Annotated in this window: 14 protein-coding genes; 7 read left to right on the top strand and 7 right to left on the bottom strand. The window is 29.9% G+C overall.

The genetic code is table 11. The features are described 5' to 3' along the window. Positions 1 to 37: 37 nt before the first annotated feature. From U9R42_00995 to U9R42_00980, 4 genes are all read right to left on the bottom strand, one after another. Entirely contained in the window at positions 38 to 439 is a 402-nt protein-coding gene (locus tag U9R42_00995) for a hypothetical protein (GenBank protein MEA3494592.1), read from the bottom strand. A gap of 4 nt (positions 440 to 443) precedes the next feature. Continuing rightward, positions 444 to 914: a hypothetical protein gene (locus U9R42_00990; GenBank protein ID MEA3494591.1), complete on the bottom strand. Its 471-nt coding sequence runs from the start codon at positions 912 to 914 to the stop codon at positions 444 to 446. Next, the gene (locus U9R42_00985; protein MEA3494590.1) at positions 907 to 1,476 is read right to left on the bottom strand and encodes a hypothetical protein; all 570 of its coding nucleotides are present in this window, start codon (positions 1,474 to 1,476) and stop codon (positions 907 to 909) included. Before U9R42_00985 ends, U9R42_00990 begins: the two co-directional genes overlap by 8 nt. Positions 1,477 to 1,545: 69 nt before the next feature. Then, positions 1,546 to 1,962, bottom strand: a complete 417-nt coding sequence (locus U9R42_00980) for a secondary thiamine-phosphate synthase enzyme YjbQ (protein MEA3494589.1) — start codon at positions 1,960 to 1,962, stop codon at positions 1,546 to 1,548. 247 nt (positions 1,963 to 2,209) lie between these two features. On the opposite strand from U9R42_00980, the gene U9R42_00975 reads away from it, so the two are divergent. Further along, the gene (locus tag U9R42_00975) at positions 2,210 to 2,986 is read left to right on the top strand and encodes a patatin-like phospholipase family protein (GenBank protein MEA3494588.1); all 777 of its coding nucleotides are present in this window, start codon (positions 2,210 to 2,212) and stop codon (positions 2,984 to 2,986) included. Positions 2,987 to 3,085: 99 nt separating this feature from the next. Here U9R42_00975 and U9R42_00970 read toward each other — a convergent pair whose 3' ends face one another. After that, positions 3,086 to 3,895, bottom strand: coding sequence for a class I SAM-dependent methyltransferase (locus U9R42_00970; GenBank protein MEA3494587.1), 810 nt, complete (start codon positions 3,893 to 3,895; stop codon positions 3,086 to 3,088). Positions 3,896 to 4,076: 181 nt separating this feature from the next. Between U9R42_00970 and folE the strand changes: the two genes are divergently transcribed. Next, complete coding sequence (gene folE, locus U9R42_00965; GenBank protein MEA3494586.1) at positions 4,077 to 4,703, top strand: GTP cyclohydrolase I FolE; 627 nt, start codon at positions 4,077 to 4,079, stop codon at positions 4,701 to 4,703. Between the two features lie 12 nt (positions 4,704 to 4,715). On the opposite strand, the gene U9R42_00960 is transcribed toward folE, so the two are convergent. Together U9R42_00960 and sucD are read right to left on the bottom strand one after the other, a co-directional pair. Continuing rightward, positions 4,716 to 5,891 carry a GNAT family N-acetyltransferase gene (locus U9R42_00960; GenBank protein ID MEA3494585.1) on the bottom strand — a complete coding sequence of 392 codons (1,176 nt, stop codon included), beginning with the start codon at positions 5,889 to 5,891 and terminating at the stop codon, positions 4,716 to 4,718. A 166-nt stretch (positions 5,892 to 6,057) separates the two neighbouring features. Beyond that, positions 6,058 to 6,927, bottom strand: coding sequence for a succinate--CoA ligase subunit alpha (gene sucD / locus U9R42_00955; GenBank protein ID MEA3494584.1), 870 nt, complete (start codon positions 6,925 to 6,927; stop codon positions 6,058 to 6,060). A 490-nt stretch (positions 6,928 to 7,417) separates the two neighbouring features. Between sucD and U9R42_00950 the strand changes: the two genes are divergently transcribed. The 5 genes from U9R42_00950 to U9R42_00930 all read left to right on the top strand — a co-directional run bounded on the left by U9R42_00950 (position 7,418) and on the right by U9R42_00930 (position 12,337). After that, on the top strand, positions 7,418 to 7,585 hold the full coding sequence (locus U9R42_00950) for a 4Fe-4S binding protein (GenBank protein MEA3494583.1): 168 nt from the start codon (positions 7,418 to 7,420) through the stop codon (positions 7,583 to 7,585). A gap of 118 nt (positions 7,586 to 7,703) precedes the next feature. After that, positions 7,704 to 8,414: a dipeptidase PepE gene (gene pepE, locus U9R42_00945; protein ID MEA3494582.1), complete on the top strand. Its 711-nt coding sequence runs from the start codon at positions 7,704 to 7,706 to the stop codon at positions 8,412 to 8,414. Positions 8,415 to 8,490: 76 nt separating this feature from the next. Further along, positions 8,491 to 11,121, top strand: coding sequence for an alanine--tRNA ligase (gene alaS, locus U9R42_00940; GenBank protein MEA3494581.1), 2,631 nt, complete (start codon positions 8,491 to 8,493; stop codon positions 11,119 to 11,121). Between the two features lie 151 nt (positions 11,122 to 11,272). Further along, positions 11,273 to 11,998, top strand: a complete 726-nt coding sequence (locus U9R42_00935; protein MEA3494580.1) for a hypothetical protein — start codon at positions 11,273 to 11,275, stop codon at positions 11,996 to 11,998. 12 nt (positions 11,999 to 12,010) lie between these two features. Continuing rightward, the gene (locus U9R42_00930; GenBank protein MEA3494579.1) at positions 12,011 to 12,337 is read left to right on the top strand and encodes a hypothetical protein; all 327 of its coding nucleotides are present in this window, start codon (positions 12,011 to 12,013) and stop codon (positions 12,335 to 12,337) included. Positions 12,338 to 13,006 lie beyond the last annotated feature (669 nt).

Raw genomic sequence — 13,006 nt, 5'->3', positions numbered from 1 at the left:
GTTTATGTAATTGTTATTAGTGATTGTAAAATTTGACCTATTTTTCTATCTCTTTTCTTTTTTCAATTGCATTCATTATGTGAAAATATGGTTTAGAAATTTCGGCATAGGTAAAATCTTTTGTATTCATTTTTTGCGAGTTATGTCTTCCTGAGTGCCCACCTACTTTTTTTAATTTAAGTCTTTTTATATTTTTAACTATAACGAATAAATGATTAGCACTAAGTTTATCTCCCTGATTTAAATGTGATTTTTTGTCAATTTTGTATTTCTTAGGATTTAATTCCTTTTTTATTTCCACAGTACCATCTCTTTCACATTTATATTTTAACGATAATCCAATTTTAGGGAAATTTTGTGGAATACTTGGTATTATTCTTTTTGCAATAATTTCCGAATTTTGGCATTCAAATTTATCTCCTTCTTGATAGAATTCCACAGTATTATATTTCGATTTGATTAACTTTGTTTTCTAATTCACCTGTTACTAAAGAAAACAATTCTTCAACTTCGTCAATAGAAAATTCTACGCCTATTCGTTTTACAATTTCATTGATAATTTTAATATCATTTGGGTCTTTTAAATATTCTAAATCAAGTACATATTTTTCAGGATTTTTTTCAAGTTCTTTATAGTACTCTTCTTCTGTTATCTGGTCTTCTGAAATTTCTAAGGATAATTCTTGAAAATTACTTTTTTTTAGTAGATTTTTAATTGCTTTAATAAAATATTCGTCCTTTTTATTTTGAAACGAAGCGTAATTAATAATGTTTCTCAATTTAGATTGTGTAGTATTTATTTGAATTGTTATATTTCCATTGTTTGTTGGGCATGAAAAATCTTTATAAAATTCTGAAGAAGAAACTTTAATCATTTCTTCAGAACTATCACTGTATGTTAAAATATCATTCATTTCCAATTATTTTTTTTGTTTCAGCAATTTTAATATTTACAATATTCTCATCAAATTCATTTAGTGATTTATAGTGAAAATTAAAATTGACAAGAAAAGTTGTTTCACTAATATCTGTAATTATATTTAATTTGCAATTATTGTTTGATTTTGAAAATTTGACTTGGTTTGTTTCAAAATTATTTAATTTACATTTTATTTGATTTAGTGTTTTTACTAAATGATATGATTCGTCTTTAGTAAATGAATATCGAATGTTAATTCCTATTGCTTTTATTGGAGTATGAGGAAGTAAATTGATAATGCGATTTAACAAAACACCACTAAATTCCTTTGAATCTTTATTAATTTTCTCAATTTTGATTTCTAATACATTATCTTTTGGTAACAATAAGACATCTTTATGTGTATATCCAAATTCCATTTCATCTGTATTTACGATACCATGAATTTGTTGGTCTTGATCAAGTTCAAAGAGATTTTCAGACACCCATTTTGGAGTAAAAATTCGTTTATTCCAATTACCAAGACACAGAATATTTATTGATGCTACCTCTTTCATTGCTTTATTATTAAACTACAAATTTAATAATTAATTATAATAAACCATTATTCAATATTTATAATTCAATTATTCCCCAATAATTTTTACAAGCACTCTTTTTTTTCTTTTTCCGTCAAATTCGCCATAAAAAATTTGTTCCCATGGTCCAAAATCTAGTTTTCCGTCAGTAACAGCTACTACAACTTCTCTTCCCATTATTGTTCTTTTCAAATGACCGTCTGCATTATCTTCAAAAGTATTATGATTGTATTGCTCATAAGGTTTTTCGGGTGCCAAACTTTCCAACCATTTTTCAAAATCCTGATGAAGTCCGGGTTCATCATCATTTATAAATACACTTGCTGTAATATGCATTGCGTTACAAAGTAGCAATCCTTCTTTTATGCCACTTTCTTTAAGACATTCATTTACCATTGGAGTAATGTTTAACATCTCTCGTCTTGCTTCAATATTAAACCAAAGTTCTTTTTTGTATGATTTCATCTTTTTTTCTTTTTTTACAAAGATAGTTTATTTATTGGTAAAGACAAAATGGGATACAAGATGAAGATTAAAAAACTCTGAAAATCTTAATGCCTGTCTGCCGACATAGGCAGGCGAATGTATTTAGTGCTCCCCCTAAAGCCAAAGTTTGTTTCCTCAAAAACTTTCAAAGGTTGGTAAAAAAATTTATTAATTACAAAAATGATTTCTATCTTGCACGCCTTAAAAAAAACCTATAAATTTTAAAATGAGATTAAATAACAAAAAATATAAGCTTGGGCTTGTTTTAAGTGGAGGAGGAGCAAGAGGTTTTGCCCATGTTGGAGTTCTTAAAGCATTGAATGAAAAAGGAATTTATCCAGATATTATTTCAGGAGTAAGTGCAGGTGCTTTAGTCGGTGTATTATATGCAGATGGACATTCTCCCGATAAAATTTTAAGTTATTTTACCGAACAAAAAATGTTAAAATATTTAAGTCTTTCAATTCCCGTTAAAGGATTTTTAAAACCAACAGGTTTAGCAAGGGTGCTTTCACAAAGGCTAAATGCTAATACTTTTGAAGAATTAAAAATGCCATTAATTGTTGCTACAACTGATTTAAATAATGGAAGAATTAAGTATTTTTCATCAGGTAGCTTGCAAAAAACAGTATTGGCTTCAACTATAATTCCCGGACTTATCCGACCAATTCAAATTAACGGAATAACTTATGTTGACGGAGGTGTACTCAACAATTTTCCAATTCAAGCAATTTTTAAAGATTGTAAAAAAATAATTGGAGTACATGTAAATCCAACAAATTATGTTAATGAATTCTCAAATTTATTGAGGGTTTATGAAAGGTCTTTTCACCTTACCGCTTCAATAAATGTGAGAAAAAATTCATCGAAATGCGACCTTTTTATTGAACCTCAAGGGTTGGAGAAATTTCATATTACTGATGTTTCTAAAGGTGAGATGATTTTTAATATTGGCTATGAGGCTACAAAAAAAATGTTGGAAAATTCAAATAAGCTATTTTAGTTTTACGATAGAAAAAATTTTTGTTTTTTGTCATTAAGTTGTCTATCTAATGATTTGTTGATTCTTTAATTTCTAATCACTCATTTTTCATTCAATCATTCACACATTCATTTCCTGCTTTTGTATTATCCAAATATCCTGTTCAGGGCTGTTGCTTAATTTTTCCCCTTCAATATGGTCAAGTATTTTCACACTTTTTAATAATTTTTTCATAAAACTTTCAGGTTGAAATGCTGAATATGTTCTGTGTCCTTCTTTTACTTTTCCTCTCACAATCAATTTACCATTCTTAAAATCAACTGATTCTTTTGCAGTAAGTTTTTGTTTAAAATCATTTCCTTGTGTAGTTAAAAGTAAAATGCCCCCTGTTTTTAGAATCCTTATCAACTCCTCAAACCATTTGTGATGCATTTCTTCCGAAAGGTGAGTGAATATTGAAATTCCATAAATCAGGTCAAAAAAATTATCTTCATAAGAAAGTTCCGGAACAAGATTGTTTTGTGAGAATTTTACATTCTTAATATTTTCATTGCACCATTTTATTGTTTTGTTATTGTAATCAGTTCCAAAAAAGGAACAATCTTGAGTAAGTTCGGACAAATGGCGAATTATTCTTGCAGGTCCACAGCCCCAGTCAAGAATGTTCAAATTCTCTAATTTTTTATATTTTCCAAATTGATTCATCAACCATTCTGCTGTATCTTTTCCATCAAAAAAATACTTGTTATAATTAATTTGAAAAGATTCATACATCATATAATTCGGAGGCAAAACAATATTCGAATTTTGTTTTATAAATTTTTTATTCTTTTTATAATTTCTGATTTTTTGATATTTAAACCTTAAAATATCTAAGAAATATAATAATTTTAACTTGCGAAATATTTGTGATAATAATCCTCTAATCATAGGTAATAATACTTTGACAATAATTTAATGATGCACAAAATTAATCATATTTTAAAATAATTGATTAGATAAATTTTTTATGTTCATTAAATTTCTAATTTTGCCCTGATTTTGTAATATCAAATGTAAATTTAAAATAGTCCAAAGACATTAGAAATTTTTACTGACCAAACAAATTAACATGAGCAAAAATATATTGAGTAATTATGAAACACCATTGAAAGCAGATGCTTTTAAAATGACAGATCAAGAAAAAATCAAAAAGATAGAGCATCATTTCAGAGAAATAATGGAAATATTAGGACTTGACCTTAATGATGACAGTCTTAATGGCACTCCGGGACGAATTGCAAAAATGTATGTTAAAGAAATATTCAGTGGTTTAAATCCTGCCAACAAACCTGAAATATCATTGTTCGAAAATAAATTCAATTATCAGAATATGATAGTTGAAAAAGATATTACTGTGCATTCAAATTGTGAGCATCATTTTGTTCCGTTTTTTGGTAAAGCACATGTTGCATACTTTGCAAAAGAAAAAGTGTTGGGACTTTCAAAAATAAACAGGCTTGTTCATTATTATTGCAAAAGACCACAGTTGCAAGAACGATTAACTTTACAAATCGCAAATGAGATAAAAAATGTTGCCAAAACAGAGGATGTTGCTGTACTTATAAATGCAAAACATTTATGTGTTGCAAGTCGTGGCATTCAGGATATTAGCACAAGTACAATTACGGCAAATTATTTCGGAGCATTTGAAAAGGATGAAATAAAAAAACAATTCTTAAACTACATCAAGCTTTAAAGGAATCATTCTTCACTTTCTTGTATCAACAGGTATTATTTTAGAGCGTTTTGACTTAGCATTTTCATCAAATAATTTTCTGTATGTTATGTGTCTTTTTGCAAAATCCACTTTAAGTGCTTTAATTAATGCTTTCACCTTTGGATTATAATCTCCTGTCCATGATATTTCAATTTCTTTGTACTCCTGATGATTGACGATAATTTTTTGCATTTGCCTAAAAATCCCTGAATCTATACCATATCGTTGATATTTAACTTTTACGCCCATTATTACAATTCGTGCACGTGTAATTTTTTTTCTTGACCTTAGCCATGCAAATTTTATTTTCCCTAAAAAATTTATTTTTCCATTAAAATGTTTCAATATTTGATTTGTATCGGGAAGCATTACAAGAAAAGCAATTGGCTCATCATGGTGATAGGCAAACCAAATAAAATCTTCAATAATAAAATCCTTCATTTTATCAAATTTTATTCTTAGGTCTGATAATTTTGCTGGTGTAAAATTTTCATGAAATTGCCATGCATCCTGATAAATTTCAATAATATCTTTTAGAAACTTTTCGGAGTTTTTAATGCTATAGTGTTTAAAATTATACTCAGCTTTATTTATCACCCAATCAGCAACTTTCCAAAACCTTTCAGGTAAAGATTTTGCAATTTCCAAATGATGACTTACTTGTTCGTAATAAAAGTTAAACCCATATTCTTCAAAAAGTTCTTTATAATATTTAAAATTGTAATTCATCCCAAAGCCGGGTTGAGTAAATCCATCAACAAGCAAGCCCCAAAAATTATCATTTTCTCCAAAATTAATTGGTCCATCCATAGCTTCCATCTTCCTTTCGGAAAGCCATTCCTTGCATTTATCAAATAATTTGAATGCTGCTTCTTTGTCATTTATGCATTCAAAAAAGCCCATTCCTCCGGTAGGTTGTTCGTAGCCAAAGGCTTTATTTCTATTAATAAAAGTAGCCACACGCCCTATTAATTCGCCTTTATCGTTTTTTAATATCCAGCGTTCAGCTTCACCGTTTTTGTAAAAAATATTTTCTTCAGGATCAAAAATACTGTTTATCTGAGCATCTAATGGACAAACCCAATTGGAGTCATTAGCATAAATTACTCTTGCAACATTAAGAAAATCTTTTTTATCCTTTTTGGTTGTAACTTGAGTTAAATGCATATCTTTTTGTAAAAATTAATTTTCACAAAGATAATAATATTTTAAGTTTTAACAGCTATTTTATTTATAGAATCTCCCTTAGAAATAAAAAAACCAACATCAAAATTTAAAAATTACTTTGATGTTGGTTTTGTTTAAGTTTGTTTTAATAATATTTTAGAAAATACTATTTCAGCACTTTAGCCATTGTTTTACCAATATCAGCAGGTGATTCAACAACGTGAATTCCACATTCTCTCATGATTTTCATCTTTGCTGCTGCTGTATCATCTTTGCCACCAATTATAGCACCGGCATGTCCCATTCTTCTTCCTTTTGGAGCTGTTTGCCCTGCGATAAATCCAACTACAGGTTTTGTAGAATTTTCTTTCAACCAATTTGCAGCATCGGCTTCCATACTACCACCTATTTCTCCAATCATAACGATACCTTCGGTTTGATCATCATTCATTAATAATTTTATTGCATCCAATGTTGATGTGCCAATGATAGGATCACCGCCAATACCAATACATGTTGACTGACCAAAACCTTCTCGTGATACCTGATGTACAGCTTCATAGGTTAAAGTTCCTGAACGAGAAACGATTCCGATACTTCCTTTTTTATGAATAAATCCAGGCATGATTCCAACTTTTGCTTCTCCGGGAGTAATGACACCGGGGCAGTTAGGACCAACAAGGGTACAATCTTTATCTTTTAAATATTCATTTACTTTTATCATATCCGAAGTAGGAATACCTTCAGTAATTGCAATAATAACTTTAATTCCTGCATCAGCGGCTTCCATTATTGCATCTGCTGCAAATGGAGGTGGTACAAAAATAACTGATACATTTGCACCAACTTTTTCTACACTTTCTTTAACAGTATTAAAAACGGGAACATCAAGATGTTTTTGTCCTCCTTTGCCTGGTGTAACTCCTGCTACTACATTAGTTCCATATTCTATCATTTGTGTAGAATGAAAAGAACCTTCACTTCCTGTAAAACCTTGAACTACAATTTTTGAATCTTTATTTACTAATACGCTCATATTTTTTAATTTTTAATTATTTGCAAAAGTAGGAAATTATCAAATACATAAATTTACAATTTTGCTCAAATATTTAAATTTTGGTTAAAGAACAAAGAAATTATTAGCATTTTTTAGGAATTTTTCGTGCTACCCAAATTCCGAACAACCAATCCAACCTAATTTTTGGAACAAAAAATATTGGTTATTGTATGATATCAGATTATCCTGACACTGAAAAATTATTAAATAAAAACAACAACTTTCCAAAAAAGAAACCGTAATTGATATTAAGGATTTTGATAAAGGGGTATATTTTGTAAAGATTAAGGATGGAGATGGGGTTTTTGTGGAGAAGGTAGTTAAGAATTAACTCACCCTTGTTCCCTCTCTAATTTTTGAGAGGGATTTATTTTTTTAGGAATTCACAATTTTTTTGAATATTCAAATTTATTACTATTATATTTGCCGAATCAAATTAATTGTTTAACAACTTTAAAATTAAAATAATATGGCTTACGTAATAAGTGACGATTGTACCGCATGTGGTGCTTGTATTGATGAATGCCCTGTAGAGGCAATAACTGAAGGCGAACCTTATGTAATTGATGCAGAAGTATGTACTGATTGTGGTGCATGTGCAGATGTTTGCCCTGTAGAAGCAATTTCTCCGGAGTAATAATCATTCAATATTTATAAAACAAAATTCCAAAATCCGCATATTTCAAGTATGTGGATTTTTTTTATTATCTTTTTTAAGTTAATTTTGCCCAAATTTAAATTTTAAAAATAAAATTATGAGATTATTATTATTAAGTAATTCAACAATTCCCGGACTTGGTTATTTGGAATATGCCCTTAAAGACCTTAAAGATTTTTTTGGCGATAAAGTAAAAAAAATTGCTTTTGTACCTTATGCAGGAGTTACTGTAGGTTGGGATGAATACGAATCAAAAGTTCAAAAAGTTTTTTCCGAATTAGGTTATGAGATATTTTCACTTCATAAGGAAGCTGATCCTGTAGCAGCACTTGATAAAGCTGATGCTGTTGCTGTTGGTGGGGGAAACACTTTTAACCTTGTAAATGAACTTCATAAAACAGGCTTGATGAAAGCCATAAAAGAAAAGGTAGAAAACGGAATGCCTTACACAGGCTGGAGTGCCGGGTCAAATGTAGCTTGCCCTACGCTAATGACAACCAACGATATGCCAATAATTGAACCTCCGAGTTTCAATTGTTTTAATATTATTCCTTTTCAAATTAATCCACATTATCTTGATACAAATCCTGAAGGACATGGTGGAGAAACACGCGAAATGAGAATCGAAGAATTTCTTGAAATCAATACAGATATTCATGTTGTAGGATTACGCGAAGGAACAATTTTAAAAGTTGAAGGAGAAAAAATGACTCTTCTTGGTGAAAGAAAAGCAAGAATCTTTAAAAAAGGCGATGAAGCTTATGAATTAGATAATAATTCAGATTTTAGTTTTCTTTTGAAAAAATAAGTTTTTTTGTAGCGAATACGCGAATGTTTTATTAGCAAATTAGTAGATTTTTTATTTTAAATAATAAAGCTCAAAAATGAACAGTTCTGAAATAAGGCAAAAATTCTTTGATTTTTTTGAATCAAAAAAGCATAAAATTGTTCCTTCTGCACCAATGGTTGTGAAGAACGACCCTACATTAATGTTTATAAATGCAGGGATGAATCAATTCAAAGACTATTTTCTTGGTAATTCCAAAGCCACAAATTCGCGAGTTGCCGACACTCAAAAATGCTTGAGAGTTTCGGGAAAGCATAACGACCTTGAAGAAGTGGGGCGAGATACTTACCATCACACTATGTTTGAAATGTTAGGGAACTGGAGCTTTGGAGATTACTTTAAAAAAGAAGCAATAGAGTGGGCTTGGGAACTACTTACTGATGTTTATGGAATTGAAAAGGACAGGCTTTATGCAACATATTTTGGTGGCGATAAAAAGGATTCCTTAGAAGCGGATGAAGAAGCACTTGGTTATTGGGAAAAATTACTACCTAAGGAACAAATACTTTCAGGTTCAAAGAAAGATAATTTTTGGGAAATGGGTGACACAGGACCTTGTGGACCCTGCTCCGAAATACATGTTGACATAAGAAGTGAAAAGGATAGAGCAAAAGTAAAGGGAAGAGAATTGGTAAACAAAGACCATCCTGAAGTTATTGAAATTTGGAATCTTGTTTTTATTCAGTACAATCGATTATCCGATTCAACATTAAAAATGCTACCACAAAAGCATGTTGATACAGGAATGGGATTTGAAAGATTATGCATGATTTTGCAAGGAGTTAAATCAAATTACGATACTGATATTTTTGTTGACTTGATAAAAGAAATTTCATCAATCTCAGGAATAAAATATGGCAAAGATAAAAGTAGTGATATTGCCATGCGTGTTGTTTCCGACCATTTGCGAGCAATTGCTTTTTCTATTTCCGATGGGCAGTTACCATCCAACAACATGGCAGGCTATGTAATTCGCAGAATTCTAAGACGAGCTGTTCGATATGGCTACACATTTTTAAATCAAAAAGAAGCCTTTATTTACAAACTTGTTTCTGTTTTAACACAAAAAATGGGAGAACAATTTCCTGAACTAAAAAAGCAAAAAACACTTATTGAAAAAGTTATTAAAGAAGAAGAAGCAAACTTTTTACGCACACTTGAAACGGGAATAAAATTACTTAATCGAGTTGTAAAATCAACAAAGGGTGGAAATATTATTGATGGAAAAACAGTTTTTGAACTTTACGACACTTTTGGTTTTCCTGTTGACTTAACAGAATTGATTTTACAAGAAAAAGGACTTAAAATTGATCATAGTGAATTTGAAAAAGAACTTCAAAAACAAAAAGAAAGGTCAAGAAATGCTTCATCTCAGGAAACTTCCGATTGGCAAGAATTAGTAAAAGAAGAAAAAGAAACTGAATTTACAGGATATGATTCTTTAGAAGAAAAAATAAAAATAATTCGCTATCGAAAAATAATAATTAAAAAGAAAGAGAAATATCAATTTGTTTTTAATAAAACACCTTTTTATGCTGAAAGCGGTGGACAGGTTGGCGACACAGGATATATAGAAAAAGATGATAAAAAGATTTCTGTAATAGACACAATTAAAGAAAATAATCTTACAGTTCATATTACCAACAAAATACCTGAAAATCTCGAAGGAGAATTCTTGGCAGTTGTAAACAAAGAAAAACGAATTGAAACAACAAAAAATCACTCTGTTACACATTTATTCCAGCAAGCTTTACGAAAAATTTTAGGGACACATATCGAACAAAAAGGTTCATTTGTTAATCACGAGCATCTCCGTTTTGACTTTTCACATTTTCAAAAAATCAGTGATGAAGAAATAAAGGAAATTGAAATATTTGTAAACAACAAAATCCAACAAAACATAAGCCTTGAAGAAAAGAGAGAAATCCCAATTCAAAAAGCTAAAGATATGGGAGCTATTGCCTTATTCGGTGAAAAATACGGTGATGAAGTAAGAGTTGTAAAATATGGTGAATCTGTTGAATTATGTGGAGGCACTCATGTTCAGGCAACAGGGCAAATAGGACTTTTTAAAATTATTGCCGAAAGCTCAATAGCCGCAGGGATAAGACGTATTGAAGCAATTAGCGGTACAGTAGCATTTGAATATTTTCAACAACAGCAAGTGCAGTTAAAAGAAATCAACAGTATTCTTGATGTTAATCCGAAAAATACTACAAAAGCCATAGCAAATCTTATAAAAGAAAATAAAAATCTGAGTAAGGAAAATGAAGCAATGAAAAAAGAAAAAGTTGTTTCACAAAGAAAAGAGCTAATCCTCAATGCTGAAAAGATAAATGACATAAATCTTGTTGTTAAAGTTGTTAATATTGATTCAGCAACAATAGGAAAAGACCTTTCTTTTGAATTAAAAAGAAATCTTGATAGAAGTATTGTAATTCTTGGTGCTACAATAAAAGACAAAGCTAATCTTTGGGTAATTATTTCGGATGAGCTTGTTAAAGAAAAAGATTTGGATGCATCACAAATAATAAGAGAAATTTCAAAAGAAATACAAGGTGGAGGAGGAGGACAGGCGTTTTTTGCAACTGCCGGTGGGAAAAATCCTCGAGGCATTGACAAAGCATTGCAAATGGGTAGAGAAATAGTTTTGAAAAAGATTCAGTAATACCAATTGCTCTAATATTTTAAAAACTTTGTTTTAGCAAGTTTTACTTTTGAGACAAAATAATTATATAAAGTTGTTAGCAAATATTAAAACATACGCAATATAATAATACATAATTCGTTAACTTAATTATTAAAAAAAATAAATTATCATGAAACAATTAACACGTGAACAACAAGCTGTTTACAATTTTCAAGTGTCTGCTACGGTATTAAGATCAGTAGTTGAGTTTGAACAAGAAAATGGTCAAAATGAATATATTGATTTTTTCGATTTTTACACTGGTGCGATTTCCAATTTCATCAACTCAGAACTAAACTATCGACAAGGTGATAGATGTGCTGCTGTAAATATGCAAACTGATTTAATGAATTATTCCAACAGTCAAGGAGCAGTTTCCAATACTAATGGAATTGACTTCTTAACCAAAGGTTTGGAATCTTTTAATTTATTCAAAGAAGCTCAGACAGAACTACCTGACACAACTGCAGAATTTCTTGAAGTTGTTAACCAATACAGAAGTGAGCTTAAAGAAGAGTTGCTTTTACAAGAAATGAAAGGTAGTGACGTTACTGAGATTGCTGAACAGATTGATATTGTATTGGACTCTCTTCAAATTGGAAATTCTGGTGCAGATTTGTTGAATTTAATGTCTGAGAAGATTCAAGAATTAATTGATACTAGAAACCTACCAACTCGGGGTGCTGAAACCAATATTGCTGTTTGGAAGCTTATTGCGATTGCTGTTATGATTGGAGTTGGAACCTGGGTAATATATAAATGTTACTGGTCAAGAAGAGGTTGTTCTAAGAAGAGGAAAAAAACTTATAACACTATTTTAGCAATCGCTTTAATTACTTATGGTGCTTGCGAATAAAAATTACTTATAATGAAAAATATCTCAATTATTTTAATAGTCATAGTGCTATTTGTTTTAAGCAGTTGCACATCTTCTCAATATGCATCTGTATCAAAAGAAGATACAATTGAAATCTTTTATAAAGAACATACACCTAACGATCTTAAATATGAAATACTAGGAGTAATTGAAACATCAAATTCGATATTCACATCAAATGATAAGCTTTTAGATGCTTTGCAGAAAAAAGCTGAGGATATAGGTGCAAATGCAATAATCGATGTGGAATTTGGTTATATTCCACATATTACAACAGGAATACCATATGTTAAAGGTATAGCTATAAAATGGGAATAATTAATCATAAAGGCAGTTTTGAAACTAATCTAAATAGTATGTTATTATTGGTTTTAAGTAGCCTTTTTCTATTGTGAAACAGGAATAACATTTGCTAACATACAATAAAAAACATATGGCGAAAAGTGCTAAATTTGAACAACATAACATCAGACTTCCTGACATAGCACCATTTCATTTCACATATCTATATGTATTGTAGTCTATTAGTTATATATATAAAGAAAATGATCTGGATTTTAAAAATGATACAATGTGCACACAAGTGTCAGTAAATATTTACGAGTACACTCCATAATATATTGATACAATGAATTTTATAGATAGAATGAAACGAATAGAAGTTACACTATGAATGAAAATGGGGTCAGTCTAAAGTTTCGCTAAGTCAGGAAGTCTGAACATTAAATAAACGTTGCTGTATATTGATAGGTGGGAGCTTTGAAATGCCCTATGTTTTTTATTGCCAACCGTTTAAATGCCTTAGAAATTAATACTTTTGCAAAAATATTATTTTATAAAATTTTATAAAAAATGAAAAAAATAAGTTTATTTATTCTGTTCTTCTTAGCAATTACAGTTGTTTACTCACAATGTGCTGATAAATCCAATATCTACAAGTTTGACTACAACAACAAAACTTATGAAGTTGTTAAATTTATTTCAACA

This window comes from Bacteroidota bacterium, from assembly GCA_034723125.1.
Taxonomy (GTDB): Bacteria; Bacteroidota; Bacteroidia; order CAILMK01; family JAAYUY01; genus JAYEOP01.
The sequence above is the reverse complement of the archived record's forward strand: the minus strand, read 5'-3'. Positions and strand labels throughout refer to the sequence as shown.

Coding starts and splice junctions, on each gene's coding strand:
- U9R42_00990 (MEA3494591.1), bottom strand. CDS start 914: ATGAATGATATTTTAACATACAGTGATAGTTCTGAAGAAATGATTAAA.
- U9R42_00985 (MEA3494590.1), bottom strand. CDS start 1,476: ATGAAAGAGGTAGCATCAATAAATATTCTGTGTCTTGGTAATTGGAAT.
- U9R42_00980 (MEA3494589.1), bottom strand. CDS start 1,962: ATGAAATCATACAAAAAAGAACTTTGGTTTAATATTGAAGCAAGACGA.
- U9R42_00975 (MEA3494588.1), top strand. CDS start 2,210: ATGAGATTAAATAACAAAAAATATAAGCTTGGGCTTGTTTTAAGTGGA.
- U9R42_00970 (MEA3494587.1), bottom strand. CDS start 3,895: ATGATTAGAGGATTATTATCACAAATATTTCGCAAGTTAAAATTATTA.
- folE (MEA3494586.1), top strand. CDS start 4,077: ATGAGCAAAAATATATTGAGTAATTATGAAACACCATTGAAAGCAGAT.
- U9R42_00960 (MEA3494585.1), bottom strand. CDS start 5,891: ATGCATTTAACTCAAGTTACAACCAAAAAGGATAAAAAAGATTTTCTT.
- sucD (MEA3494584.1), bottom strand. CDS start 6,927: ATGAGCGTATTAGTAAATAAAGATTCAAAAATTGTAGTTCAAGGTTTT.
- U9R42_00950 (MEA3494583.1), top strand. CDS start 7,418: ATGGCTTACGTAATAAGTGACGATTGTACCGCATGTGGTGCTTGTATT.
- pepE (MEA3494582.1), top strand. CDS start 7,704: ATGAGATTATTATTATTAAGTAATTCAACAATTCCCGGACTTGGTTAT.
- alaS (MEA3494581.1), top strand. CDS start 8,491: ATGAACAGTTCTGAAATAAGGCAAAAATTCTTTGATTTTTTTGAATCA.
- U9R42_00935 (MEA3494580.1), top strand. CDS start 11,273: ATGAAACAATTAACACGTGAACAACAAGCTGTTTACAATTTTCAAGTG.
- U9R42_00930 (MEA3494579.1), top strand. CDS start 12,011: ATGAAAAATATCTCAATTATTTTAATAGTCATAGTGCTATTTGTTTTA.